This window comes from Alteribacter aurantiacus DSM 18675 (genome assembly GCF_000429705.1).
Classification (GTDB): domain Bacteria; phylum Bacillota; class Bacilli; order Bacillales; family Salisediminibacteriaceae; genus Alteribacter; species Alteribacter aurantiacus.
This window is the reverse complement of the sequence record NZ_KE386941.1, coordinates 1,268,173-1,293,152: the sequence shown is the minus strand read 5'-3', so window position 1 is coordinate 1,293,152 and position 24,980 is coordinate 1,268,173. Positions and strand designations below refer to the sequence as shown.

Here is a 24,980-nt window from a genome sequence, read left to right as displayed (position 1 = left end):
TGTATGAGTCTACAGTTACCCGTAACAGTAATTAAAGGAGTTGGAGAGCACTCACGCGAGTTGCTCTCTTCTTTACATATACACACAGTAAATGACCTGTTGGAATATTACCCTTTCCGTCATGAAGATTACGCAGTAAGGCCGTTATCTGAAGTGCAGCACGAAGAGAGGATAACCGTTCGTGGCCAAGTTCAAAGTGAACCTGCTGTTCGGTTTTATGGAAAAAAGAAATCCCGTTTAACCGTACGCATATTAGTCGATGGTCAGCTCGTTCAGGCTATCTTCTTTAATCAGCACTATTTGAAAAGTAGGTTTGTGATTGGAAACGAAGTCGTTGTAACGGGGAAATGGGACCAAGGTAGAGCAAGCCTCTCACCTGCAGTAATGACGACAAAAAAGCAATCAAACGAAGAAGGGCTTGAGCCAGTCTACTCCTTGAAAGGGGATTTGAAAATGGCCACCCTCAGAAAATTCATTCATGAAGCAATGGGCAGTTATGGGGATTTAATTGAGGAAACGTTGCCACGTCAGCTTGTTTCTGCCTATCGCCTTATGGATCGTAAGGAAGCTATTTTCCATCTTCACTTTCCAAAATCTCAAGACGATTTAAAGCAGGCAAAAAGACGGATGATTTATGAAGAGTTGTTACTGTTTCAATTAAAAATGCAAACGTACCGAAAACAAGAACGGGAACAACAAAAAGGGGATAAAAAACATATGCCAACCGAGAGTGTTGAGCAGTTTGTTCAAAAACTCCCCTTTCCTCTCACAGGAGCACAGAATAGAGTAAAAAACGAAATTTTGAGGGATTTAACATCACCCTATAGGATGAACCGTTTATTACAAGGGGATGTTGGCTCAGGAAAGACAGTCATCGCTGCCATCGCGTTGTATGCAGTGGTCAAATCAGGGTATCAAGGGGCATTGATGGTACCTACAGAGATCCTGGCTGAACAGCACCTTGAATCATTAACAGGTCTCCTTGAACCTGAGGGCATATCAGTTAAGCTATTATCCGGAAGTGCTAAAGCTAAAGAGCGTAGAGAGGTTCTAGCGTCACTTAAAAGTGGTGAACTAGATGTATTGGTAGGTACACATGCTTTAATCCAAGAAGGTGTAGACTTTGAGAACCTCGGACTTGTGATTACAGACGAGCAACATCGATTCGGGGTGAACCAGCGCAAAGTCTTAAGAAAAAAAGGACTGCATCCCGATGTGTTGTTTATGACTGCAACGCCAATTCCAAGGACGCTAGCCATCTCTGCTTTTGGTGATATGGATGTATCAGTCATCGATGAAATGCCGAAAGGTCGAAAACCAATTGAAACGTATTGGGCAAAACCTTCCATGTTTGATCGAGTACTCCATTTCATGGAAAAAGAAATCACTAACGGAAGACAAGCTTATGTGATTTGTCCTCTTATTGAAGAATCTGAAAAACTGGATGTCCAAAACGCCATTGATGTTCATGCCATGTTAACCCAAGGGCTGTCTGATTGGAAAATCGGCCTCATGCATGGAAGACTTCATCAAGAAGAAAAAGAAGCGGCTATGGATGCATTTTCTGAAAACCAAACCCAAGTTCTTGTTTCAACAACTGTCGTTGAAGTAGGTGTGAATGTCCCTAATGCAACTGTAATGGTTATATACGATGCTGAACGGTTCGGGCTGTCGCAGCTTCACCAACTAAGAGGGCGTGTAGGACGCGGGAGTGAGCAATCGTATTGCATTCTTTTAGCGGATCCGAAATCCGATAACGGCAAAGAGAGAATGCAAATCATGACGGAAACAAATGATGGTTTTGAGCTTTCGGAAAGGGACCTTGAACTTAGGGGACCAGGGGATTTTTTCGGGGCAAAGCAAAGTGGTCTGCCTGAATTCAAAGTGGCAGATCTTGTTCACGATTACAGAGTTCTTGAAATTGCAAGACAAGACGCTGCAAAGCTTGTAGGTTCAGAAGCTTTTTGGCAATCAAAAGATTATATGAAGTTAAGAAAATGGCTCGAGGACGAAGGTGTATTGACTCTCAATCATTTAGATTAAGCTGGAGCTCATTGTGAGAGTAGCGGACTATTTGTTTGCGGGTAAAAAAAGCTTCATCAGGATTTTCCTTGAAAAGTATCATGTGCAATAATATACTACTATTAGTACCTAGTCATATAAGTGTGGAAGTGATGGAATGAAGTTATCGAAAAAACAGCGTCAACCAAAGCTAAAACAAAGGATTGAAGAAAATCCTTTTACAACTGATGAAGCACTTGCCGAAGCGTTTGGTGTGAGTGTGCAAACCATCCGCCTTGACAGGTTGGAGATGAATATACCTGAAGTAAGAGAACGAATTAAAGACGTAGCAAAACAGCAATACGATACGGTTAAAGCATTGCAACTTGAGGAAGTCATCGGTGAAGTAGTTGATTTGGAATTGGATAAACAAGCGATTTCAATACTTGACATAAAAGAAGAACATGTCTTCTCAAGAACCAAGATTGCCAGGGGTCACCATCTTTTTGCACAAGCCAACTCATTGGCCGTAGCGATCATAGATGATGAACTAGCCCTTACTGTTACAGCGAATGTTTCCTTTAAAAGACAAGTGAAAAACGGGGAGCGAGTTGTAGCGAAGGCATCTGTTCATGATTTGCAAGACGATCGAACAACGGTGGTTGTCAATAGTTTTGTCGATCAAGAAGTTGTTTTTGCGGGAGAGTTTATGATGTTCAGACAAGAGCATGCTGCAAAGAAAGAAGGGTGAAAGAATGAAACTTGCCATTGATGCCATGGGGGGAGACAACGCCCCAGCGGCCATCCTTGAAGGAGTAGAAAAAGCGTTACAAGAATATAAAGATTTAGAAGTCATTCTTTACGGTGACGAAAAAGAAATTAATAAAACGTTAAAACAAAACGAACGGATCACCGTTACTCATACAGACGAACTTATTACCAGTGAAGACTCCCCCGTTCGTGCAGTAAGACGGAAGAAAAATTCTTCTATGGTAAGAGCTGTACAAGCCGTAAAAGATGGACAGGCTGATGCTTGTATATCTGCTGGAAACACGGGTGCATACATGACGGCGGGACTTTTGGTTGTAGGTCGCATTAAAGGTATCGAACGGCCAGCCTTATCCCCAATGCTCCCTACACTGGGCGGGGAAGGTTTTCTCCTTTTGGATGTTGGCGCTAATATGGATGCCAAACCAACACATTTGGCACAGTATGCTACGATAGGCAGCATTTATATGGAAAAAGTAAGAGGGATCAAACAGCCACGCATCGGTTTGTTGAATGTAGGAAGTGAAGCTGGAAAAGGGAACGACCTTACAAAGCAAGCCTATGCGCAACTGCAGGAACTCCCAATCAATTTTATTGGAAACGTTGAAGCGCGGGATTTATTAAACGGAGCGGCAGACGTGGTGATTTGTGACGGTTTTTCAGGAAACCTTGTTTTGAAGTCGATTGAAGGTACAGCTTTATCCATGTTCTCATTGTTAAAAGAACAATTTACTTCTTCTTTAAAGAACAAGCTTGCTGCAGGTGTGTTAAAGCCTTCTTTCAAACAAATTAAACAAAAGTTGGATTACTCCGAGTACGGTGGTGCGGGCTTGTTTGGTTTAAAAGCTCCTGTTATAAAAGCTCATGGTTCTTCAGATGCTCAAGGCGTGTTTAGTGCGATTCGTCAAGCACGGACCATGCATGAAGAAAATGTGGTGGAATTAATAACAAGAGAAATCAAATCTTCGGATGAATAGGGAGATGTAAATATGACTAAAATTGCTCTTCTTTTCCCGGGTCAAGGATCTCAATCGATCGGAATGGGAAAAGAACTTGCCGCAAACTATGAAGTAGCTAGGGCCATTTTTGATCAAGCGGACGAAGCTTTAGGTTTTTCTTTAAAAGACCTTGTGTTTGATGGGACGGAAGAGGAGTTGAAGCGTACTGAAAACACGCAGCCTGCTCTTCTTACTACGAGTACCGCCATTTGGGAAGTTCTAAAAGAAAAAGGCATCAAAGCACACTACGCAGCGGGCCATAGTTTAGGTGAGTATTCCGCTTTAGTTGCTGCTGACAGTCTTTCTTTCGGTGATGCTGTTCGAGCAGTCCGACGCCGTGGGCAGTTGATGGAAGAAGCCGTTCCCAGCGGTCAAGGATCTATGGCAGCTGTTCTTGGAATGGAAAGAGAAGATGTTGATCGGATTACAAAGGAAGTAGCAGAAGTAGCTGGTGACGTTCAACCTGCCAACTACAACTGTCCTGGTCAAATCGTGATCTCAGGATCTAAAGAAGGGGTGGAAAAGGCATCGGAAGCCCTTAGGGAAGCCGGAGCCAAGCGCGTACTTCCATTGAATGTGAGTGGGCCATTCCACTCCAGTTTAATGAAGCCGGCGGCAGAGAAAATGAAAGAAACGTTGGATGGACTAACGATCTCTCAGCCTGCCATCGACGTCATTGCCAATGTAACGGCAGCCAAGGTAACAAGCGGTGAAGATGTATCGAGACTTCTCTATGAGCAAATCTATTCTCCTGTTTTGTGGGAAGATACCGTTCGGAAGCTAGTAGAAGATGAGGTTGATGTGTTTATTGAAGTAGGACCTGGGAAAGTACTTAGCGGTCTTGTTAAAAAAGTCAACCGCAGAGCAAAGGTGTTGCCTGTATATGATGAAGAAACGTTGGAAAAAGCCTTATCGACGCTAAAGGAGGGGAAGTAAATGTTGTTTGAAGGACAGTCGGCTCTTGTAACAGGCGCATCCCGAGGAATAGGACGTGAAATTGCCCTTCACCTTGCTAAAAATGGTGCGAACGTGGCCATCAATTACGCAGGCAGTGAAGAGCGAGCCTTGGATGTGGCAAGAGAGTGTGAAACGTATGGTGTAAAAGCGATTACCGTCCAAGCGAATGTGGCTGACGGTAAAGATGTTCAAGACATGGTTAAAGTCGTACTAGCTGAATTTGGATCACTTGAAATCCTCGTAAACAATGCGGGAATTACAAAAGATGGACTTGTAATGCGTATGAAAGAAGAAGATTTTGATGCGGTCATTGACATCAACTTAAAAGGCGTGTTTAACTGCTCAAAGGCTGTAACAAGACAAATGATGAAGCAACGCTATGGTCGAATTATTAACATTAGTTCCGTTGTTGGTGTATTAGGAAATGCCGGACAGGTAAACTACGTAGCAAGCAAGGCAGGCGTCATTGGTCTTACGAAATCCCTTGCCAGGGAGCTTGCCAATCGTAATATTCATGTTAATGCGGTTGCACCAGGCTTTATTGAAACGGATATGACAGATGCCTTATCTGATGAGGTAAAAGAAGCCATGCTCGGGCAAATACCACTAGGAAAACTAGGTTCTGCTTCAGATGTAGCCAATGTGGTGACATTTTTGGCTAGCGAGTCGGCAGGTTACATGACCGGTCAGACCCTTCACGTTGATGGCGGAATGGTTATGTAAATCTGGACTAGTCTTTTTAACAAAGTTATCCTATAATGACTTGAAGGGAGGTGAAAGACATGGCAGCAACGTTAGATAGAATCGCCAAAATCGTTTCTGAGCGTCTTGGAGTAGATGAGTCAGAAGTGAAGCCTGAGGCTACTTTTAAAGAAGACTTAGGTGCAGACTCCTTGGATGTTGTTGAACTCGTGATGGAATTGGAAGATGAGTTCGACTTGGAAATTTCCGATGAAGATGCTGAAAAAATCACTACTGTTGGTGATGTGATCACTTACATAGACAAGCAATAGTGAATAGAGCCTGAGTTACCTCTAAAGGTAGCTCGGGCTTTCATAAATGAATAGGGAAAAGGTAGATGGGGGTACTCATGCAACAGTCGCGAAAAGTCCGCAAAAAAGGGTTACGACGACAACAAAAAAAGATTCAAATAACCAAAGAACAAAAAGAAAGTTATAAACGTTTCTTGCACTCATTAGGCTTTGAGTTTAAAAATGAAGATTTATTCATTCAAGCTTTTACGCATTCCTCTTATGTGAACGAACATCGTATTCGTCCCCATGACGACAATGAAAGGCTCGAATTTTTGGGCGATGCGGTTTTGGAATTGGCCATCTCGCAATTTTTATTCAAAACTTTCGACACTATGAGCGAAGGTGAGATGACCAAACTCAGAGCTGCCATCGTATGTGAGCCTTCATTGGCCAAATTCGCAGGGGAACTCTCATTTGGAGAACATGTACTACTTGGCAAGGGTGAAGAAATGACGGGAGGAAGAACGCGGCCTGCATTGCTTGCAGACGTATTTGAATCCTTTGTAGGGGCGCTTTATCTCGATCAGGGACTTGAAGCTGTTTATCGCTTCTTGGAGGAACACGTGTACCCTAAAGTGAAACAAGGGGCTTTTTCTCATATGATGGATTTTAAAAGTCAATTACAAGAATTCATTCAAAGAGAAGGCCATGGTCAAGTGCAATATCGAATTGTCCAGGAAAAAGGACCTGCACACTGCAGAGAATTTGTAAGTGAAGTATGGCTTGAAGACGAGAACCTCGGAAATGGTACGGGGAGATCCAAAAAAGAAGCTGAACAACACGCCGCCCAACAAGCGCTTCAAAAGCTTTCACAACAAGATAAATAGAAACAGACCAAGCTAACTCGGTTAATAAAAAAGAGTGGTACCACGTTTGTCGTGAGTACCACTCTTTTTATTGTCGTTCTTATTTTCTCATTTGGCCTAGTTCACTCACGATACCGTCCAACTCATTAACACTAAAGTTGTCCTTACTCATCACGTAAGCGTGAATATCCTTTAAATCATCGTATTTATTAAGGTCGAACGCTTCTGCTTTAATAGCACCGGCGTTAACAATTTGCAATTTCTGTTTGATTTCATCAAGCATATGATTGATGTTTTGTTCTGTTTTTTGATCTAAGTTCATCGTATCACCCTTTCAATTTCACTTTCACTCTTTTCTTATTTTAACACTTGAGTGGCCTTTGTCTACAGTACGTTCCAAATCCAAAACCAATTGTGGTAAAATAGACGAGTTAAGACGAAAAACCCCTCGTCCTAGTATGCATTAAGTAAAATGAGGTGGATGGCATTGTTTCTTAAACGTCTCGATCTGATCGGTTTCAAATCATTTGCCGATCGATTATCGATAGACTTTGTTTCCGGTGTGACCGCGGTAGTCGGTCCAAACGGAAGTGGTAAAAGCAATATTTCAGACGGGATTCGCTGGGTATTAGGAGAACAATCAGCGAAAAACCTCCGTGGAGGGAAGATGGAAGATATCATCTTCTCTGGTACTGATTTGAGAAAGCCTTTAAACATGGCTGAAATCACTCTCACGTTGAACAACGAAAAACAACAGCTTGCCATTGACTATAGCGAAGTAAGTGTGACAAGGCGTGTTTACCGTTCAGGAGAAAGTGAGTATTTGATTAATAAACAGCCATGCAGATTAAGGGACATCGTGGACCTGTTTATGGATTCAGGACTCGGGAGAGAGTCTTTTTCTATTATCGGACAGGGGAAAATTGAAGAGATTTTGAGCAGTAAACCTGAAGAGCGCCGTAAGATCTTTGAAGAAGCTGCAGGGGTACTCAAATATAAAACGCGAAAGCTGAAATCCGAAAAAAAACTCGCAGAAACCCAAGATAACTTGAATCGTGTGGAGGACATTCTTCACGAGCTTCATGGACAAGTTGAACCTCTAAGAGAACAGGCATCAGTTGCGAAAGAATATTTAGAGAAAAAAGCAGAGCTTAAAAGTTTTGAAATCGGTCTTTATGTAAAAGAAATCGAAGTGTTGCACGAAAAGTGGACGGACGAGAAAGGAAAGCTAGTAACCTTCATCAAAAAAGAAGAACAGCTTACCGAGTCGGTAAAAGAAAAAGAACGGATGATCGATCGCTTGAGAAGCGATATTCATGCATTGGATGAGTCGATTCAACAACTCCAAGAGCTGTTATTAAACACGAGTGAAGAGCTTGAGAAGCAAGAAGGTCAAAAGCAAGTTTGGCATGAGCGTAAGAAGAACTTTGCCAAAAACCGAGAACAGTTCATGGAAGAGTTGGATAAGCTCAAAGACCAAAAAGAGACCTTATCAAAAGAAGTGGAAGATCAGACTCAAAAAGTCGACCGAGCAAAATCCGATCTTGAGAAGACGGCGGCTAAACGAAAGCAACAAGAGGCACTTTATAAAGAGCTTTCAGAAGATACCAAGGAACGTATAGATAGTCTTAAATCCGAGTACATAGAGTTCTTAAATGAAGCAGCTTCTTTAAAGAATGAAAAGCGCTATTTGATCGAACAACTTGATCGACAGCGATTTAAAGAAGATCGACTGGAAAAAGAGAACATAGATCTTCTTGAGAAAAGACGAGTCCTTTCAGAACAAAAAGCTGAACAAGACCGGGTGTACGACGAGTTAAAAGAGAAGATCGATCATTCACTTACGTCTTTTAGAGAATTGCAACAAGCGTTTACGAAAAGTGAGCAAGAATACCAAAAGAAAGAAACGCTTCTTTATGAAGCCTATCGACATGCGGAACAACTCCGATCAAAAAAAGAATTCATGGAAGATATGCAGAACGACTATTCTGGTTTTTTCCAAGGTGTAAAAGAAATCTTAAAAGAACGAGATCGTACTTTTCAGGGAATTGAAGGAGCCGTAGCGGAGCTTGTTGACGTGAAGAAAGAACATGAAACCGCTCTTGATATCGCTTTAGGTGCCGCACAGCAACACGTGGTAGTCAAAGACGAAGCGACAGGAAGAAAGGCCATCGCGTATTTGAAACAACGGAATTTAGGAAGAGCTACCTTCCTTCCGATGGACGTAATGAAACCAAGACGGTTACCTGCAACTGATATGAGCGTGCTCGAGCAAATGGAAGGGTACGTTGGTACGGCTGCCGAACTCGTGACATACGACGATCGATATGAAAATGTTATTGGTCAATTATTAGGCAATGTGGTTGTAGCAACAGATCTGAAGGTGGCTAATGGGATTGCCCGTCAAGTAAGATACCGTTTTCGAATCGTTACTCTCGATGGAGATGTGATCAATCCCGGTGGTGGAATGACCGGTGGAAGTATGAACAAAAAGAAGAATCATCTTCTCGGCAGACAGCAAGAGCTCGAGCGTATGACAGAAAAACTCGAACGCTTGGATTCAGAAGTGAGAAAAGTAGAACAAGACGTAAAAGAACGAAAAGCCCACTTGTCCTCGTTAAAAAGCCAAATGGAAGAAGCGAGAAGCCAAGGGGAGTCTACCCGTGAAAAAGAACAAGTCGAGAAAACGAAGGTCAAAGAATTGGAGCTTTCGATCAGTAGTTTAAACGACCGTCTCCGATTGTACGATCAAGAAAAAGACGAGTTTGAACGTGAGCGAAAAGAAAAAGAAGCGCGATTAAACGAGCTTGGTGCGAAGATTGAAGATGCGGAGAAGAAAACCGAGTCTTTAAACGAAGAAATAAAGAAAGCTTCAGAGAAAGAAGCAAAACAGGCTGTTTCTAAAGAGAGCCTTTCAAAAGAAATGACAGAATCCCGTATTCAAGAAACAAAAGAGCGTGAACAATTGAATTATCTTGAGCAAACGCTTAATGCTTTGACGGATTCTTTTTACCAAGTGAAAAAAGACTTAGCTTATCGTGAACAAGAGTTTGATCAGTTAAGAAGAGAAATCGACTCTCAAGCAGATGATGGTGAAACGTTAGAAGAGATTATCGCTAAGCGAAAGCTGGAAAAAGAACAGACAATACGTTTAATTGCAAAAAGACGTTCAGATCGTACAGGCTTGCAGCAAGAACATGATGATACGGAAGTTGACTTGAGAGAACGAAAACGTCAGCTAAAGCAAATGAGCAATGCTGTTCATGAAACGGAAGTATTAGTAAACCGAACAGATGTGGAGTTAGACAACAAACTTGCTAAGCTAGAAGGAGACTACGAACTCACATTCGAAGCAGCAAAGCAAAAAGAGCATCCGTCGTTAACGATTGAGCAGGCCAGAACGAAAGTGAAACTCATTAAGATGGCCATAGAAGAACTTGGCACAGTCAACGTGGGGGCTATTGAGGAATACGACAGGGTGAAAGAACGCTATGACTTTTTGAAAGAGCAAAAAGAAGACCTTGAGATGGGTAAAGCGACACTTGTTCAAGTCATTGAAGAAATGGATATAGAAATGGTTCGCCGTTTTAAAGAGACGTTTGATCACATCCAAGGCCACTTCAAAAACGTCTTTGCTCAATTGTTCGGTGGGGGACGTGCGGACTTGGTGTTAACAGACCCAAGCGATCTATTGGAAACAGGAGTCGATATTGTCGCTCAGCCTCCAGGAAAGAAGCTTCAAAACTTGGGACTTCTCTCAGGTGGAGAAAGAGCTCTTACTGCGATCGCCCTGCTGTTTGGTATTCTAAAAACGAGGCCCGTTCCCTTTTGTGTACTCGATGAGGTCGAGGCGGCCCTTGACGATGCAAACGTGGCGAGATTCGCTCAGTATTTAAAAGAGTTTAGTAAGGATACACAATTTATTGTTGTTACACACCGTAAAGGGACAATGGAAGAAGCAGATGTGCTCTATGGGGTAACAATGCAAGAATCAGGTGTGTCAAACCTTGTAAGTGTGAGGATGGAAGAGACGGAAGCCTTAGTCGGCTCCGACTAGGATGGAGGATGCAGATGAGCTTTTTTAAGAAGCTGAAAGAAAAAATCACAACCCAAACGGATAGTGTTACAACGAAGTTTAAAGATGGTCTGACAAAAACGAGAGATTCTTTTGTTGGTCAAATGAATGAGCTTGTGAAGAATTACAGAAGCGTAGACGAAGAATTTTTCGAAGAGCTTGAAGATATCTTGATCTCTGCTGATGTAGGGGTTCACACGGTTATGGACTTGATTGATGAGTTAAAAGATGAAGCGAGAAGACGAAACATTAAGGATGCAAAAGACATTCAACCGGTAATCTCGGAAAAGCTGGCAGAAATGCTTCAGAAGTCTGAGAATGAATCAGCTTTAAATATGCAAGAAACGATGACAGTCATCCTCTTCGTCGGAGTCAATGGTGTTGGAAAGACGACGACGATCGGAAAAATGGCTCACCGATTTAAACAAGAAGGAAAGAGTGTCGTCATGGCTGCAGGAGATACATTCCGTGCAGGTGCCATTGAGCAACTCGAAGTATGGGGCGAGCGAGTTGGTGTAGACGTAATCAAACAACAGGCTGGTTCAGACCCGGCTGCGGTCATGTTTGATGCGATCCAAGCTGCTAAGTCAAGGAAAGCGGATGTGCTGTTATGTGACACTGCCGGTCGATTGCAAAATAAAGTAAACTTAATGAACGAGCTTGAAAAAGTAAAGCGAGTGATTAGCAGAGAAATTCCTGATGCCCCTCACGAAGTTCTGCTTGTACTTGATGCAACGACAGGGCAAAATGCCATGAGTCAGGCGAAAACCTTCTCAAAAACCACTGATGTATCAGGGATCGTTCTTACTAAGTTAGATGGAACAGCAAAAGGTGGCATTGTACTTGCGATCCGAAACGAGCTTGATATTCCAGTCAAGTTCGTCGGATTGGGAGAAGGGATGGACGACCTTCAGGAATTTGAAGCGGATCAGTATGTTCATGGTCTTTTCGCAGACGTCTTGCAAGAGGCGGAAGAGTTAGCTGAGGAAGATTAAAAATCCGTCAAGATATTTTCTTGACATGGGATTGGCCGTCTTGTATGATGATAAGTGTAAAGGATATTCACTTAACAAGGCGGTGCGTCCGGTGATTGAAAAAACGATCCGAATTAATTATCTGTACGATTTTTATCAATCCCTTTTGACCGATAAACAAAACAAATACATGAGAATGTATTATTTGGATGATTGGTCACTTGGTGAGATATCGGAACACTTTGAAGTGAGCCGGCAAGCAGTGTATGATAATATACGACGCACAGAGGCTTTGTTGGAAGAATACGAAGAGAAACTCTCGCTGTTTTCACGTTATCAAGAACGAAGTGCCCTTATTAAAGAGCTACGGGAACTGACTGAAAAAAGTGCTGAGAAAGAAGAGATCCTTCGTGTCCTCCACACCCTGGACAAACTTGAATAGGGGGAAACCGAATGGCATTTGAAGGTTTAGCGGAGCGACTCCAAGGAACTTTAAATAAAATCCGCGGTAAAGGAAAGGTATCTGAACAAGACGTTAAAGTAATGATGCGCGAAGTCAGGCTGGCCCTTTTGGAAGCGGACGTAAACTTTAAAGTTGTTAAGGATTTTATCGCTCGCGTAAAAGAGCGGGCAGTAGGTTCTGATGTATTTGAGAGCCTTACACCCGGACAACAAATTATTAAGATTGTTAATGAAGAATTGACTGCCTTAATGGGTGGCGAACAAAGCAAGATCGCTGTAGCCCAAAAGTCTCCCACGGTTGTGATGATGGTCGGTCTGCAAGGTGCAGGTAAAACGACGACAACCGGAAAACTTGCAAATCATTTACGAAAAAAACATAACCGCAATCCGTTAATGGTTGCAGCAGATATTTATCGCCCAGCAGCGATCAAGCAACTTGAAACACTTGGTAAACAGCTCAACATGCCTGTTTTCTCTATGGGTGATCAAGTGAGCCCCGTTGAAATTGCTAAAGAAGCACTGGCGAAAGCAAAAGAAGACCATCACGATTATGTTTTGATTGATACTGCCGGTCGACTCCATGTTGATGAAGAGTTGATGGGCGAACTAGATGAGATTAAAGAATTGGCCAAGCCCGATGAGATTCTTCTCGTCGTGGATGCCATGACAGGTCAGGACGCAGTCAACGTAGCTGAAAGCTTCAATGAACGCCTTGGTATTACGGGTGTCGTATTGACGAAGCTTGATGGAGATACACGAGGCGGTGCAGCCTTGAGTGTTAAAGCTGTAACTGACACGCCAATCAAATTTGCTGGTATGGGGGAAAAAGTCGACCAACTCGAACCTTTCCACCCCGACCGGATGGCTTCTCGTATTCTTGGAATGGGAGATGTCCTAACGTTAATTGAAAAAGCCCAGACAAACGTTGATGAAGCAAGGGCAAAAGAACTTGAACGGAAGATGCGTACGAATGAGCTTACGTTTGATGACTTCCTTGAGCAGTTGGGACAAGTCCGTAATATGGGACCTCTCGATGAGCTGTTAAACATGATGCCTGGTGCTGGTAAGATGAAGGGCTTGAAAAACGTTCAAGTAGACGATAAACAGATCGGACAAATTGAAGCGATCGTTCGCTCCATGACCAAAGCCGAGAAGGAAGATCCGTCTATTTTAAATGCAAACAGAAGACGCCGGATCGCTAAAGGTAGCGGAACCACTATTCAAGAGGTAAACCGTTTGATAAAGCAGTTCGGTGAAATGAAGAAAATGATGAAGCAAATGTCAGGCATGCAACAAAAAGGCAAGAAGAAAAAAGGCGGCTTAGGCGGGATGAAATTTCCGTTTATGTAAGCCTAAACCCTTGATTTCATAAGGTTTTACCACTTTTTTAACCAGTGTTAAGGTTTTTTCCTTTACGGGGGTTGTTAAGTCGGTGAAACTATGATAATATCTTTAATTGTGTTAATTCGATTTGGAGGTGAAACACATGGCAGTTAAAATTCGTCTTAAGCGTATGGGAGCTAAAAAATCTCCTTTCTATCGTGTCGTAGTAGCGGACTCTCGTTCTCCACGTGACGGTCGCTTTATCGAGGAGATTGGAACATATAACCCGTTAACAAACCCAGTTAAATTTGACGTGAACGAAGAAAAAGCGTTGAAATGGATGACAGAGGGAGCTAAACCTTCTGACACTGTTCGCAACCTTTTCTCAAACGTTGGTTTGATGGAAAAGTTTCATAACGCGAAAAACGCAAAGTAAGTTCTTTGCATAATCGGCAGACAGGTTCAAAGATAGCGTGACCCGCTTCTTTGAACCTCTGCTATACATGAGGTGAGTGACTATGAAAGAATTAGTAGAATCCATTGCTAAAGCCCTTGTAGATCATCCTGAAGATGTCCATGTCACCGAAAACGATGAAGGCCGATCACTCACACTTAAGCTTTCCGTTCACAAAGACGACATGGGTAAAGTCATCGGGAAGCAAGGCCGAATTGCAAAGGCGATTCGTTCCGTTGTATATGCAGCAGGAGCAAGCCAAAACAAGCGTATTAACTTGGAAATTGGTTAAAGGGTGAGGAATTTCCTCTCCCTTTTTATGTATGTCAATCATTAAACAAAAAGGAGTATTCCACATAGTCAGTAACCTTAATTTTTTTGTGGAATATCTTGTCCTTTTGTTTTGTTTTGCTTAAGCCATCAGCGACGACCGTTTACATCGTGAGTCATCTGGAGTTGCAACGACAGAGAACACTACGAAGCATTTTTCGTAGAGGAAGAAGCAAGTGTTTCTATTGGCTCGCCGGCACCTCCGCGGAAAGGGAGCGGAGGGCGTGGATTGGAGCGGAGCTTTATAAACTGATGCAAGAGGATACTCATCTTAAACAATATAAAAAAGCAAGCTACTATATCAGTTGGAGGTGACAACATGCAGATTTTGAAAAAAGTAGTTGTCAAACAAATTTTAACGGAAACAAGCAAAACGAGGCTAAAAGAACAATTCCTATCAAAGCAATACCAACTGAACAAAGAGGTTCAGCAACTCGAGTTTGTTCTTCATAAAAAGTTGAAAGACAACAAATCAAACGCTAATTATCAGAATTCCCTGAAACAGAGTTTTCAACGTGAAATGCAACGTAGAAAAGAACGTATCCGTCAATTGGAGCTGAAACTCAGCCAACTGGATGAATTGGACTTAGGCGCTGAAGTGCGTGAAGGATCGATTCAGATGATTGAAGAGGTTGAAGAAGGGGATAATTGGGAAGAAATTATGAAAGGTACCGAAATTGTCATTAAAAATGGCATGGTACATGAAATTCGTAAAGGCGGCATGCATGATGACGACTGATTGGCTCAATGTGGGAAAGATCGTAAACACTCACGGTATTCGTGGTGAGGTAAGGGTGATTTCCCGCACGGACTTCCCAGAAGAGCGATATGTAGAGGGGAGCGAACTGTTTGTCAAACATGAATCAACAAACAAGCGTGAACCGATTATCGTGACTAGTCATAGAAAGCACAAACAATTTGACCTTCTCACCTTTAAAGGCTTCGAAAATGTAAATGACGTTGAACGGTTTAAGGGGTCGATCCTGCAAGTTTCAAAAGATGTTAAGCCTGATCTTGCTGAAGGAGAATATTTATATTCCGATATTATCGGCTGTATGGTCGTTACTGTCGATGAGGAGACGATTGGTGAGATAACTGAGATTCTATCTCCAGGTGCCAATGATGTATGGGTCGTTCCTCGTAAAGGAAAAAAGGACGCACTTATTCCTTACATAGACCCTGTAGTCAAAGAGGTTGATGTAGTACAAAAACGTGTGACTATCGTGTTGATGGAAGGCTTGATTGACGAATGAAGATGACAGTCCTTACTCTCTTCCCGGAAATGTTCACGGGGGTCTTTGATACGTCTATCTTAGGACAGGCTCAAAAAAAAGGTGTAGTCACGTTTGATGTGGTTAATTTTAGAGACTATACGACCGATCGTCATAACCGTGTGGACGATTACCCATATGGAGGCGGCGGTGGGATGGTCTTGACGCCGCAACCGCTTTTTGATGCTGTTGAAGCCCACAAAGGCGAGAATAGCCGTCCGAGGGTTATTTTAATGTGTCCACAAGGGGAGAAGTATGATCAGCAGAAGGCTGAGGAGTTGGCACAGGAAGAGCACCTCATATTCTTATGCGGGCACTATGAAGGCTATGATGAGCGGATCCGTGAGCACTTAGTAACTGATGAGATATCCATAGGTGACTTTGTACTTACCGGAGGGGAATTAGGGGCAATGGTCGTTGCCGATAGCGTTACTCGTCTTTTGCCGGGGGCATTGGGCAATAAAATGAGTGCGATAACCGATTCCCATAGCACGGGGCTCCTTGAGCACCCTCATTATACAAGACCAGCCACGTATAGAGGGATGGAAGTACCAGACGTCCTTTTAAGTGGTCATCACGAGCGCATTGAACGTTGGCGAAGAGAAGAGTCACTGAGGCGAACATTTACGAGAAGACCGGATCTTTTGGACAAAATCACCCTTACTGATGAAGATAGAGTATTTATTGAAGCGCTACGCAACAAAGAGCGTTAAATTATTCTTGTGGTTGGTTACAAGCTGTGCTATTATAGACGTTGTGACAAAAAGTCACACATATCAAGATGCTCCGCTGTCGTAATTGGGACATGAACATCTGGCGGGAAGGAGGCGAACAGCAAATGGAACAAATTATTCGCGATATTACAAAAGAACAACTAAAAGGTGACCTCCCTGAATTCCGTGCCGGAGATACTCTTCGTGTACACGTGAAGGTAGTTGAGGGAACTCGCGAGCGTATCCAGCTTTTCCAAGGTGTCGTAATTAAGCGTCGTGGATCTGGAATCAGCGAAACGTTCACTGTTCGTAAGGTATCCAACGGTGTTGGAGTAGAGCGTACATTCCCTGTACATTCACCTCGTTTGGACAAAATCGAAGTGACTCGTAAAGGTAAAGTACGTCGTGCTAAGCTATACTACTTGCGTGCACTACGCGGTAAAGCAGCTCGAATTAAAGAACGCTAAGCTAAAACGAACAAAAAAGGAGTCTGGCTTTTGTCCAGGCTCCTTTTTACATAGGTAAAAAAGAGTGTCCCTCTAACTCAGTAACCCTTTTGACTTACGTGAAGTGTCCAGAGTCCTATGGTATTTTATATGGAAAATAAAGAAATTATCCATTACAATGATAAAGAACAAGAGTTTACATCTGTTTGGAGGCACGAACTTATGGCAAAGTCAGAATCATGGGAATGGCTAAAAGCCGTTGCCGTAGCATTATTGTTAGCCGTTGTAATCCGTTATTTCTTTTTTGCGCCAATTGTAGTGGACGGTGAATCAATGATGCCTACTTTAGAGCATAATGACCGTATGATTGTAAATAAAATCGGATACAGCATCTCAGAGCCCGATCGCTTTGACATTGTCGTGTTCCATGCAACACAAACGAAAGATTATATAAAACGTGTCATTGCATTGCCAGGTGACCATGTTGCCTATGAAAATGATGTGCTTTACATTAACGGCGAGCCAGTAGACGAGCCCTACTTGGATGAATATAAAGAAAATGCATACAGTCAACCATTTACTGGCGACTTCACCTTAGAAGGTCTTACAGGGGAATCTACTGTTCCTGAAGGTCATGTGTTTGTACTTGGTGATAATCGCCAGCATAGTAAAGACAGTCGTCATATTGGTACCATCCCTTATGATGAAGTAGTTGGAAAAGCAAATTTTGTGTTCTGGCCATTTAATGAGTTCAGAATTGTAAACTAGGAGTTGTCCCATATGTCCATACAATGGTTCCCGGGCCACATGGCCAAAGCGAAGCGGGAAGCGAAAGAAAAAATGAAGCTCATCGATGTTGTCATTGAACTTCTTGATGCAAGGATTCCCCTTTCTTCACGAAATCCTGTAATTGATGAGATTACGCAAGGAAAGCCAAGAATGATCATTTTAAATAAAGTGGACTTGGCAGATCCAAACGTCACTCAGGAGTGGAAAAAGTACTTTGAAAAACAAGGTCACGTCGTCATTGAGGTGGATTCACAAAAAGGAAAAGGGATTAAAGGAATTCCTCCTGCTGTAAACACACAAGCATCAGCTATGATCGAGAGAATGATTCGAAAAGGAATGAATCCTCGAGCAGTGAGAGCGTTGATTTTAGGAATCCCTAATGTAGGGAAATCGACGCTTATCAACCGTCTTGCGAATAAAAAAATAGCTAGAATCGGTGACCGTCCAGGAGTCACAAAAAGCCAACAATGGATTAAAGTTGGCAAAGAGATGGAGTTGCTTGATACGCCAGGAATCCTATGGCCAAAATTCAATGATGAAGCCGTCGGTTTTCGCTTAGCTTTAACCGGGGCAATTAAAGAAGAAATCTTCGACTTTCAAGAGTCTGCGGTGTTTTTCTTGAATTATGTGAAAGTCGCTTACCCTGAAAAATTAAAAGAACGCTATAACCTTACGGAAATACCGGATGACATTGGGGAGTTGTTCGACGCGATCGGAAAGAAGCGAGGTTGTCTTGTAAGTGGAGGTCATGTGGATTACGACCGCACAGCCGAGATTGTGTTTCGGGATTTTCGAACAGGTAAGTTTGGCCGCCTTACTTTGGAACAACCTTAAAGAGGGTATTCTACGGTACATTGGATTCATAAGGTGCAAACCGCCTTATGGGTCTTTTTTTTATGTTTCTAAATGTATTTTTGTCTATCGTGTGGATAACTTCTTTCGAGTAATTGTTTATCAGCTCCTACACTAAAAAAATGAGGGTTCCTTTAGCCAGTAACCTTTTCACTTTATGTGAAATACTGTGTTCTATTGTTATTTGAGAACCGGCTAGCAGCGACGAGTGTTTACATCGTGAGTCCACTGAGAGTTGCTTCGACGCTAGTAAAGGAAGAAGCTCGATCTCGCTTGAGGAGGCTTGCAAGCACCGCCGCGAAAAGGGAAGGACCCGTCAGTTTCAACCAGAACTCTAATGACAAAGAAAATAATAAAAAGGAACAATCTATACTAAATACCCTTTTACTCTAAATTGAAAAATCGAGGTACATATATTCTAAAATTAACCGATACAAAAAAGAGGGAGTTACAATGGACATAAAAAAAACAAGCATAAAAGAGATTCAAGAACAATTGAAGCAATCTGTAAAACCATCATTCTTAGATGAACTTCAGCACGATCCCAGAAAAGGTGTGCAGCAGGCACTAGCTTCTTATCATAAACGAATGGAGGCCGAAAAGGCCCTTCACAATCAATTTGTTGAAATGAATGCATATGAAGATGACCTTAAGAAAAGAGGGTATTGCTTTATTGCAGGAATTGACGAAGTAGGTCGAGGACCTCTTGCTGGTCCTGTTATTGCAGCAAGCGTTATTTTACCAGAGGATTTTTATTTGCCGGGTCTTACCGATTCAAAGAAGCTGTCTAAAGAGAAGAGGGAACAATACTCCCGTACGATCCTCGATAAGGCGTATGCAGTTGGGGTAGGGATCGCAACTGCAGAAGAAATTGACAGTTTAAATATTTATGAATCTACAAAAATTGCGATGCAACGGGCGATCCTGAACATGGAAAAAGAAGCCGACTATTTGTTGTTGGATGCTATGAACTTACCCATTGATATAGGACAAACATCACTGATTAAAGGGGATTCTAAAAGCGTGAGTATTGCCGCAGCTTCTGTAGTAGCTAAGGTAAAGCGGGACACCTATATGACAGAGCTTGCTTTGATGCATCCTGAGTACGGATTTGATAAGCATATGGGATATGGTACAAAGGAACACTTGAAGGCTTTAGAAGGTTCAGGTGTAACAGAAGAGCATCGAAAATCATTTGCTCCGATTAAGGATATGATCTAGAGATCAAAAGTTAATAAATGTACGAAAACAGCTTTAGAAATAATGGTTTATAAACAGTCTGGATGACAAGGAACGAGGTGAGGATTGTATGGAAGGAACAGGTTTAAAAGGTCTGTTTTCGGGTTTAAGGCCAACATCAACAACAATTAAAAGCCTGCCTCTTATGCCAGGACAACTCCTCCAAGGAAAAGTGAAACAACTTTATCCAAACAATCTAGCTACTCTAACCTACGGACAAACGACAGTAACAGCCAAACTGGAAGTAGGTCTAGAAAGAGACCGTACCTATTGGTTTGAAGTTGCTTCCACAGAAGGCATGCCAAAGCTTAAAGTACTAACTGGAAATGGTGAAAGTAAGTATGCCGCAGCGCTACATGGGACAACGGATTCTCTCTTAAAGGAATGGAAAGCCACTCGTAACAGTGCACAAGAACGGTTACTAACTGCATTTACTTCCATAGGAATTCCATTTACAAAAGAGGTTATCGAACAAGGAGAACGTTTATTCAAGCACTCTTCCCTTCCGATCAAGCAGACTTTAGAGGTTTTATCCGATATGGCCAGTCGTCGACTGCCCTTTACCGAGGAGACCTTTTTAAGCCTTGCTTCACTTAAACAAGACGGGTCTTTGGCCAAAGGTCTAGAACAACTATACACTAGTCTAATCGGAAAAGAACATCGGGCACTCATGCTTGCAATCCAATCATTCCTGCCCGATCTCTCCCGCGAAAGTGGTATACAACGATCATTTCCTCCTCCGCTACACACCTTTATGAATGGGTTAGGTCTTATTTACGAAGCAAATATGGCCCATTCGGTGGATACGAACCATGGGATTAGTTTAAAGGCACAACTCCTTTCTTTTTTGCAAAACCCTGAGATATCATCTGAACAGAGAAAGCTGGCTCAGGCGATTGTTTTTCGCATAACGGGGATCCAATTACAAAACATTGATCAACATCACACGCACGCTCACAACATCCTTTCGATTCCTGTTAAATTTGGTAACATCACTCAAGACATGACTGTTCAATGGGAAGGACTCAAAAAACAAAATGGAGATTGGGATAGTAATCATTGCCGCATTCTCTTTTATATAGAGCTCGCTTCTTTAAATGAGACCGTTATTGATGTTCATATTCAAAATAGAGTGGTTACCGTTCATTTATATAATGAAAACAAGAAGCCAGAGATCGCTATTTCAACATTAAGGCCATTACTTGAAGAGAGTTTAAAGAAGGGGAATTACGTTTTGTCATCCATTCTTTGGACAAGACCTACTGAAAGAAACGAGGATCAAAAACTTAAAACTACTTGGTCTCCGAAAAAAGGGATTGATATTCGAATATGACACAAAAGCGAGCAGTTGCACTAGAATACGATCAAAGCCACTCCCCTAAAGTAAAAGCAAAAGGTAAAGGGTATCTTGCTGAAAAAATCATTCAAAAAGCGAAAGAAAATGCTTTGCCTATTCAAGAGGACCCATCCCTTGTTCAACTCTTGTCAGAACTTGAAATTAATGAAGAAATTCCTGAAGATTTATACGAAGCTGTTGCTGAGGTTTTTGCTTTTGTTTACCGTTTGGACAAAGAGCAAGCTAAAAAATTATCAGGAAAAACCTTCTAGAGTGAAGCCAGCCCATAAGGAAAGAATAAAAATACAGTCCTAAAGGGAGGTTTGACAAGTGGAAAAGAAAGAACAATTCAAAAATGGTTTGCTATGTGATGGTGTTGAGGAGTATATGAATTCGTATCGTGAAGAGATTGCCGAAGAATTCGGTGTGTATCGCTCTGTGGGAGAATCGGATCAAATTACTCAAAATGCTACTCGTAGCGTGATTGAAAAACTAAAACAGAACAAGTGATGAAAAATGATCATGAAAAAAAGTATAAAATAGGCGAGCGGATGAATGGCAACGGCTACAAATTAAATATTGAACGCGGATCTACAATGAATCCGGATAGTCAATTTCCTGGTACGAAGAGACATTCGGATGGTGATGTGATGCAGGAGAGAAGCTACAATAAGTGATCACTCTACTCGTAGGGTGATCTTTTATTGTGTAAAGAAGCATAGAAGAGTGAAATTGGTTTAAAACCGTTATAAAAAAAAGAAAATGTTTCCTCGTCTTAATTTTCCAAACAAAGGTGACTTTTGACCTTTATCCAAATTTCCATAAAAAAATTGAGCAATCGATTCACAAAATTGACAAAAGTATAGTAAAATAAAACTTGTGCAGTTAAAGAGAAACAATTTTCTCTGTTTTTCGCACATAGTAATGAATATTTTTTATTTTCCCAAAAGGATTTGTGAAGTTTTTATCGAACTTTGTATACGCGCGGGAAAAAAGACGTAAGGGACAATTAAGTTAGGAGGATGGCAATGAATATCCATGAGTATCAAGGCAAAGAAGTGTTAAGAAAATATGGTGTCGCAGTTCCTAACGGAAAAGTGGCTTACACTGTAGAAGAAGCTGTAGAAGCAGCCAAAACGCTAGGCACTGATGTAACCGTTGTCAAAGCACAAATTCACGCAGGTGGACGAGGTAAAGCAGGCGGGGTTAAAGTGGCTAAAAATCTGGACGATGTACGTACATACGCCGAAGAGATTCTCGGTAAAACATTAGTCACGCATCAAACCGGTCCTGAAGGTAAAGAAGTAAAGCGCTTACTTGTTGAAGAGGGCTGCGATATTAAAAGTGAGTACTATGTGGGGCTTGTCGTCGATCGCGATACATCTCGCATTGTCATGATGGCGTCTGAAGAAGGCGGAACTGAAATTGAAGAGGTAGCAGAAAAAACACCTGAAAAAATCTTTAAAGAAGTTGTCGATCCTGTAGTAGGTCTTATGCCTTATCAGGCCCGTCGACTAGCATTCAATATTAACATTCCAAAAGAGCTTGTTAGAGATGCCGTGAAATTTATGATGGGTCTTTACAAAGCTTTTGAAGAAAAAGATTGCTCCATCGCCGAAATCAACCCTCTTGTTACAACTGGAGACGGAAAAGTAATGGCATTGGATGCGAAATTAAACTTTGATTCAAACGCCTTATATCGTCAAAAGGACATTGTAGAACTTCGCGATTTGGAAGAAGAAGATGAGAAAGAAATTGAAGCTTCCAAGCATGACTTAAGCTACATTGCTCTTGATGGAAACATCGGATGTATGGTTAACGGTGCAGGACTTGCGATGGCTACAATGGACATCATCAAGCACTACAGCGGAGACCCTGCAAACTTCCTTGACGTAGGTGGAGGAGCAACAAAAGAAAAAGTAACAGAAGCTTTTAAAATTATTCTTTCAGATAAAAGTGTAAAAGGTATCTACGTTAATATTTTCGGTGGAATCATGAAGTGTGACATCATTGCTGAAGGTGTTGTTGCAGCCACGAAAGAAATGGGACTTGAACTTCCACTTGTTGTTCGACTTGAGGGTACGAACGTTGATCTTGGTAAAAAGATTCTTGAAGAATCCGGTCTTAACATTACAGCAGCTGACTCTATGGCTGATGGCGCAGAAAAAATCGTTTCTCTTGTTAAAGAGTAAGAAAGGACGGGTAGCAAATGAGTATCCTTATTAATAAAGACACAAAACTAATTGTACAAGGTATTACCGGGGCTACCGGGCTGTTCCACACAAAACAGGCCGTTGAATACGGAACGAATGTTGTAGGCGGTGTCACTCCTGGTAAAGGCGGCACTGAAGTTGAAGGGATCCCTGTTTTTGATACAGTAAGTGATGCAGTAGAAAAAACTGGAGCAAACGCTTCTGTTGTCTACGTTCCACCGGCATTTGCAGCTGACGCGATTATGGAAGCGGCTGACGCAGGTGTGGAACTTGTAATCACAATTACAGAAGGCATTCCCGTTACAGACATGATTAAAGTTAAGCGCTACTTGGAAGGCAAAGAAACGCGTTTAATCGGACCAAACTGTCCAGGAGTGATTACACCTGACGAATGTAAGATCGGTATTATGCCAGGTTATATTCACAAAAAAGGTCACGTTGGCGTTGTTTCCCGTTCCGGAACATTGACTTATGAAGCAGTACACCAACTTTCTACAGAAGGAATCGGCCAGTCTACTGCGGTAGGGATCGGCGGAGACCCTGTAAACGGTACTGACTTTATTGATGTATTAAAACAGTTTAATGAAGATGAAGATACTTACGCCGTTATCATGATTGGTGAAATCGGTGGAACAGCTGAAGAAGAAGCAGCTGAATGGATTAAAGCGAACATGACTAAACCCGTAGTAGGCTTTATCGGCGGTCAAACAGCGCCTCCAGGAAAGCGTATGGGACATGCAGGAGCGATCATTTCCGGCGGTAAAGGTACTGCTGCTGAAAAGATCAAAACTCTTGAAGCATGTGGCGTAAAAGTAGCACAAACGCCAGCTGTTATGGGAGAGACGTTAATCAGCTCTCTTAAAGATAACGGTATCTATGAAAAGTGTGTGACTCACAAATAAACGTCAATGTTTCTCCCCCGGTTTCCGGGGGAGCTCTTTATATACCTCGACATTCCTTCCTTTTCCTCACCTTCTTACGTGTTAAGCCGGTTTTTGTATTCAAGTGAAACTTTCCCCTTCATTCCAGCCTTCTAAAATCCCTTCAAAGGTGGTAAAAAAATGAATACATTACGAGAACGCATTCTCTACTTACATTATGCAGTGGAAGTCGATGCTTCTTTAGTGGGTCGAATGTATACTTCTGATCCAACGTTGAAAACCCCTTTCAGTATGACTCCTCAGTCTCTCGCGTCTTCCTTTACCATTCGATATGAACGAGCCAAAAGAATTCATGATCGTTTAATCAAACTGAGAAAACTAGACATTTCAACGGAATTAAATAGAAGAGGTATTGGGTGGATGTGTCGATTTGACTCGAATTATCCTGTCAGACTTACATTCATTTATGATCCTCCTTCTGTTTTATTTTATCAAGGGGACGCCGATCTTCTATCCCAACCTTCACCTTTAGCCGTAATTGGATCGAGAAAGCCTTCAATAGAAGCAAAACACTTGATCGAACATCTTCTACACCCACTCCACTCAAATTCAACCTTGGTTGTTTCAGGTCTTGCTGAAGGGATTGATGCCTTAGCTCATAAATGGGCGTTACGTCATCATGTTCCAACGGTTGCCGTACTCGGTTCAGGTTTTAACCACGTATACCCTTCCAGCAACACCACTCTCGCTAAATCCATTATCCAAAAAAACCTGTTGTTAAGTGAATACCCACCGGATTGCAGACCTCAAAAGTGGCATTTCCCCCAAAGAAACAGAATAATTGCCGGTCTGAGTAATGCCGTGTTGATTGTTGAAGCTACGGAGAAAAGCGGCTCTATGATCACGGTCAACTTTGCATTGGAACAAGGGAAAGAAGTATTAGCCGTTCCAGGCTCTCCTCTGAAAATGCAGGCTAGAGGTTGCTTAAGGCTGATTCAGGAAGGGGCTAAGGTGGTTGTTTCATCAATAGATATAATGGAAGAAATTTAAAATATGAG

28 protein-coding genes are annotated in these 24,980 nt (G+C 42.1%); 27 read left to right on the top strand and 1 reads right to left on the bottom strand.

Translation table 11 applies throughout. The features are described from left to right. Positions 1 to 3: 3 nt before the first annotated feature. From recG to rnc, 7 genes are all read left to right on the top strand, one after another. Positions 4 to 2,043 carry an ATP-dependent DNA helicase RecG gene (gene recG / locus G476_RS0109740; protein ID WP_026689939.1) on the top strand — a complete coding sequence of 680 codons (2,040 nt, stop codon included), beginning with the start codon at positions 4 to 6 and terminating at the stop codon, positions 2,041 to 2,043. Between the two features lie 136 nt (positions 2,044 to 2,179). Further along, positions 2,180 to 2,752, top strand: coding sequence for a transcription factor FapR (gene fapR, locus G476_RS0109735; RefSeq protein ID WP_026689938.1), 573 nt, complete (start codon positions 2,180 to 2,182; stop codon positions 2,750 to 2,752). A gap of 4 nt (positions 2,753 to 2,756) precedes the next feature. Next, a complete protein-coding gene (gene plsX, locus G476_RS0109730; RefSeq protein ID WP_026689937.1) occupies positions 2,757 to 3,746 on the top strand; it encodes a phosphate acyltransferase PlsX in 990 nt (329 codons plus the stop codon). Between the two features lie 12 nt (positions 3,747 to 3,758). Then, positions 3,759 to 4,703, top strand: a complete 945-nt coding sequence (gene fabD / locus G476_RS0109725) for an ACP S-malonyltransferase (RefSeq protein WP_026689936.1) — start codon at positions 3,759 to 3,761, stop codon at positions 4,701 to 4,703. A 3-nt stretch (positions 4,704 to 4,706) separates the two neighbouring features. After that, entirely contained in the window at positions 4,707 to 5,447 is a 741-nt protein-coding gene (fabG, locus tag G476_RS0109720) for a 3-oxoacyl-[acyl-carrier-protein] reductase (RefSeq protein WP_026689935.1), read from the top strand. Positions 5,448 to 5,506: 59 nt separating this feature from the next. Continuing rightward, on the top strand, positions 5,507 to 5,737 hold the full coding sequence (gene acpP, locus G476_RS0109715; protein WP_026689934.1) for an acyl carrier protein: 231 nt from the start codon (positions 5,507 to 5,509) through the stop codon (positions 5,735 to 5,737). 77 nt (positions 5,738 to 5,814) lie between these two features. Continuing rightward, positions 5,815 to 6,585, top strand: coding sequence for a ribonuclease III (rnc, locus tag G476_RS0109710; protein WP_051314735.1), 771 nt, complete (start codon positions 5,815 to 5,817; stop codon positions 6,583 to 6,585). A gap of 79 nt (positions 6,586 to 6,664) precedes the next feature. Here the strand turns inward: rnc and G476_RS0109705 are convergent, their stop codons facing one another. Beyond that, positions 6,665 to 6,886, bottom strand: coding sequence for a DUF1128 domain-containing protein (locus G476_RS0109705; protein ID WP_026689932.1), 222 nt, complete (start codon positions 6,884 to 6,886; stop codon positions 6,665 to 6,667). A gap of 165 nt (positions 6,887 to 7,051) precedes the next feature. Between G476_RS0109705 and smc the strand changes: the two genes are divergently transcribed. The 20 genes from smc to dprA all read left to right on the top strand — a co-directional run bounded on the left by smc (position 7,052) and on the right by dprA (position 24,972). Beyond that, positions 7,052 to 10,621: a chromosome segregation protein SMC gene (gene smc / locus G476_RS0109700; RefSeq protein ID WP_026689931.1), complete on the top strand. Its 3,570-nt coding sequence runs from the start codon at positions 7,052 to 7,054 to the stop codon at positions 10,619 to 10,621. Positions 10,622 to 10,635: 14 nt separating this feature from the next. After that, positions 10,636 to 11,634, top strand: a complete 999-nt coding sequence (gene ftsY, locus G476_RS0109695; RefSeq protein WP_026689930.1) for a signal recognition particle-docking protein FtsY — start codon at positions 10,636 to 10,638, stop codon at positions 11,632 to 11,634. 91 nt (positions 11,635 to 11,725) lie between these two features. Beyond that, the gene (locus tag G476_RS0109690) at positions 11,726 to 12,055 is read left to right on the top strand and encodes a putative DNA-binding protein (protein WP_026689929.1); all 330 of its coding nucleotides are present in this window, start codon (positions 11,726 to 11,728) and stop codon (positions 12,053 to 12,055) included. Between the two features lie 11 nt (positions 12,056 to 12,066). Continuing rightward, positions 12,067 to 13,425, top strand: a complete 1,359-nt coding sequence (ffh, locus tag G476_RS0109685; protein WP_026689928.1) for a signal recognition particle protein — start codon at positions 12,067 to 12,069, stop codon at positions 13,423 to 13,425. A 136-nt stretch (positions 13,426 to 13,561) separates the two neighbouring features. Then, the gene (gene rpsP, locus G476_RS0109680) at positions 13,562 to 13,834 is read left to right on the top strand and encodes a 30S ribosomal protein S16 (protein ID WP_026689927.1); all 273 of its coding nucleotides are present in this window, start codon (positions 13,562 to 13,564) and stop codon (positions 13,832 to 13,834) included. An 82-nt stretch (positions 13,835 to 13,916) separates the two neighbouring features. Continuing rightward, positions 13,917 to 14,144, top strand: a complete 228-nt coding sequence (locus G476_RS0109675; RefSeq protein WP_026689926.1) for a KH domain-containing protein — start codon at positions 13,917 to 13,919, stop codon at positions 14,142 to 14,144. Between the two features lie 357 nt (positions 14,145 to 14,501). Next, positions 14,502 to 14,921 (top strand): YlqD family protein, encoded by a 420-nt coding sequence (locus G476_RS0109670; protein ID WP_026689925.1) that lies wholly within the window; start codon positions 14,502 to 14,504, stop codon positions 14,919 to 14,921. Continuing rightward, positions 14,911 to 15,435 (top strand): ribosome maturation factor RimM, encoded by a 525-nt coding sequence (gene rimM, locus G476_RS0109665; RefSeq protein ID WP_026689924.1) that lies wholly within the window; start codon positions 14,911 to 14,913, stop codon positions 15,433 to 15,435. The genes G476_RS0109670 and rimM overlap by 11 nt, the downstream gene beginning before the upstream one ends. Further along, the gene (trmD, locus tag G476_RS0109660; RefSeq protein WP_026689923.1) at positions 15,432 to 16,166 is read left to right on the top strand and encodes a tRNA (guanosine(37)-N1)-methyltransferase TrmD; all 735 of its coding nucleotides are present in this window, start codon (positions 15,432 to 15,434) and stop codon (positions 16,164 to 16,166) included. The genes rimM and trmD overlap by 4 nt, the downstream gene beginning before the upstream one ends. A 125-nt stretch (positions 16,167 to 16,291) precedes the next feature. Further along, positions 16,292 to 16,633, top strand: a complete 342-nt coding sequence (gene rplS, locus G476_RS0109655) for a 50S ribosomal protein L19 (protein ID WP_026689922.1) — start codon at positions 16,292 to 16,294, stop codon at positions 16,631 to 16,633. Positions 16,634 to 16,834: 201 nt separating this feature from the next. Next, a complete protein-coding gene (gene lepB, locus G476_RS0109650; RefSeq protein ID WP_026689921.1) occupies positions 16,835 to 17,380 on the top strand; it encodes a signal peptidase I in 546 nt (181 codons plus the stop codon). A 12-nt stretch (positions 17,381 to 17,392) separates the two neighbouring features. Beyond that, positions 17,393 to 18,235 (top strand): ribosome biogenesis GTPase YlqF, encoded by an 843-nt coding sequence (gene ylqF / locus G476_RS0109645; protein ID WP_026689920.1) that lies wholly within the window; start codon positions 17,393 to 17,395, stop codon positions 18,233 to 18,235. Positions 18,236 to 18,712: 477 nt separating this feature from the next. Beyond that, positions 18,713 to 19,474 carry a ribonuclease HII gene (locus tag G476_RS0109640; protein ID WP_026689919.1) on the top strand — a complete coding sequence of 254 codons (762 nt, stop codon included), beginning with the start codon at positions 18,713 to 18,715 and terminating at the stop codon, positions 19,472 to 19,474. Between the two features lie 88 nt (positions 19,475 to 19,562). Next, positions 19,563 to 20,825 (top strand): hypothetical protein, encoded by a 1,263-nt coding sequence (locus G476_RS0109635; protein WP_026689918.1) that lies wholly within the window; start codon positions 19,563 to 19,565, stop codon positions 20,823 to 20,825. Beyond that, positions 20,822 to 21,100 (top strand): EscU/YscU/HrcU family type III secretion system export apparatus switch protein, encoded by a 279-nt coding sequence (locus G476_RS0109630; RefSeq protein WP_026689917.1) that lies wholly within the window; start codon positions 20,822 to 20,824, stop codon positions 21,098 to 21,100. The genes G476_RS0109635 and G476_RS0109630 overlap by 4 nt, the downstream gene beginning before the upstream one ends. 58 nt (positions 21,101 to 21,158) lie before the next feature. Continuing rightward, the gene (locus G476_RS0109625) at positions 21,159 to 21,338 is read left to right on the top strand and encodes a hypothetical protein (protein WP_026689916.1); all 180 of its coding nucleotides are present in this window, start codon (positions 21,159 to 21,161) and stop codon (positions 21,336 to 21,338) included. Then, positions 21,338 to 21,505: a hypothetical protein gene (locus G476_RS23535; RefSeq protein ID WP_156906545.1), complete on the top strand. Its 168-nt coding sequence runs from the start codon at positions 21,338 to 21,340 to the stop codon at positions 21,503 to 21,505. The genes G476_RS0109625 and G476_RS23535 overlap by 1 nt, the downstream gene beginning before the upstream one ends. Before the next feature lie 351 nt (positions 21,506 to 21,856). Continuing rightward, positions 21,857 to 23,020 (top strand): ADP-forming succinate--CoA ligase subunit beta, encoded by a 1,164-nt coding sequence (gene sucC / locus G476_RS0109615; protein ID WP_026689915.1) that lies wholly within the window; start codon positions 21,857 to 21,859, stop codon positions 23,018 to 23,020. Positions 23,021 to 23,037: 17 nt separating this feature from the next. Continuing rightward, positions 23,038 to 23,943 carry a succinate--CoA ligase subunit alpha gene (sucD, locus tag G476_RS0109610; RefSeq protein ID WP_026689914.1) on the top strand — a complete coding sequence of 302 codons (906 nt, stop codon included), beginning with the start codon at positions 23,038 to 23,040 and terminating at the stop codon, positions 23,941 to 23,943. A 159-nt stretch (positions 23,944 to 24,102) separates the two neighbouring features. Next, positions 24,103 to 24,972 carry a DNA-processing protein DprA gene (dprA, locus tag G476_RS0109605; protein ID WP_026689913.1) on the top strand — a complete coding sequence of 290 codons (870 nt, stop codon included), beginning with the start codon at positions 24,103 to 24,105 and terminating at the stop codon, positions 24,970 to 24,972. Positions 24,973 to 24,980: the final 8 nt, after the last annotated feature.

Coding starts and splice junctions, on each gene's coding strand:
- recG (WP_026689939.1), top strand. CDS start 4: ATGAGTCTACAGTTACCCGTAACAGTAATTAAAGGAGTTGGAGAGCAC.
- fapR (WP_026689938.1), top strand. CDS start 2,180: ATGAAGTTATCGAAAAAACAGCGTCAACCAAAGCTAAAACAAAGGATT.
- plsX (WP_026689937.1), top strand. CDS start 2,757: ATGAAACTTGCCATTGATGCCATGGGGGGAGACAACGCCCCAGCGGCC.
- fabD (WP_026689936.1), top strand. CDS start 3,759: ATGACTAAAATTGCTCTTCTTTTCCCGGGTCAAGGATCTCAATCGATC.
- acpP (WP_026689934.1), top strand. CDS start 5,507: ATGGCAGCAACGTTAGATAGAATCGCCAAAATCGTTTCTGAGCGTCTT.
- rnc (WP_051314735.1), top strand. CDS start 5,815: ATGCAACAGTCGCGAAAAGTCCGCAAAAAAGGGTTACGACGACAACAA.
- G476_RS0109705 (WP_026689932.1), bottom strand. CDS start 6,886: ATGAACTTAGATCAAAAAACAGAACAAAACATCAATCATATGCTTGAT.
- ftsY (WP_026689930.1), top strand. CDS start 10,636: ATGAGCTTTTTTAAGAAGCTGAAAGAAAAAATCACAACCCAAACGGAT.
- ffh (WP_026689928.1), top strand. CDS start 12,067: ATGGCATTTGAAGGTTTAGCGGAGCGACTCCAAGGAACTTTAAATAAA.
- rpsP (WP_026689927.1), top strand. CDS start 13,562: ATGGCAGTTAAAATTCGTCTTAAGCGTATGGGAGCTAAAAAATCTCCT.
- G476_RS0109675 (WP_026689926.1), top strand. CDS start 13,917: ATGAAAGAATTAGTAGAATCCATTGCTAAAGCCCTTGTAGATCATCCT.
- G476_RS0109670 (WP_026689925.1), top strand. CDS start 14,502: ATGCAGATTTTGAAAAAAGTAGTTGTCAAACAAATTTTAACGGAAACA.
- rimM (WP_026689924.1), top strand. CDS start 14,911: ATGACGACTGATTGGCTCAATGTGGGAAAGATCGTAAACACTCACGGT.
- trmD (WP_026689923.1), top strand. CDS start 15,432: ATGAAGATGACAGTCCTTACTCTCTTCCCGGAAATGTTCACGGGGGTC.
- rplS (WP_026689922.1), top strand. CDS start 16,292: ATGGAACAAATTATTCGCGATATTACAAAAGAACAACTAAAAGGTGAC.
- lepB (WP_026689921.1), top strand. CDS start 16,835: ATGGCAAAGTCAGAATCATGGGAATGGCTAAAAGCCGTTGCCGTAGCA.
- ylqF (WP_026689920.1), top strand. CDS start 17,393: ATGTCCATACAATGGTTCCCGGGCCACATGGCCAAAGCGAAGCGGGAA.
- G476_RS0109635 (WP_026689918.1), top strand. CDS start 19,563: ATGGAAGGAACAGGTTTAAAAGGTCTGTTTTCGGGTTTAAGGCCAACA.
- G476_RS0109630 (WP_026689917.1), top strand. CDS start 20,822: ATGACACAAAAGCGAGCAGTTGCACTAGAATACGATCAAAGCCACTCC.
- G476_RS23535 (WP_156906545.1), top strand. CDS start 21,338: ATGAAAAATGATCATGAAAAAAAGTATAAAATAGGCGAGCGGATGAAT.
- sucC (WP_026689915.1), top strand. CDS start 21,857: ATGAATATCCATGAGTATCAAGGCAAAGAAGTGTTAAGAAAATATGGT.
- sucD (WP_026689914.1), top strand. CDS start 23,038: ATGAGTATCCTTATTAATAAAGACACAAAACTAATTGTACAAGGTATT.
- dprA (WP_026689913.1), top strand. CDS start 24,103: ATGAATACATTACGAGAACGCATTCTCTACTTACATTATGCAGTGGAA.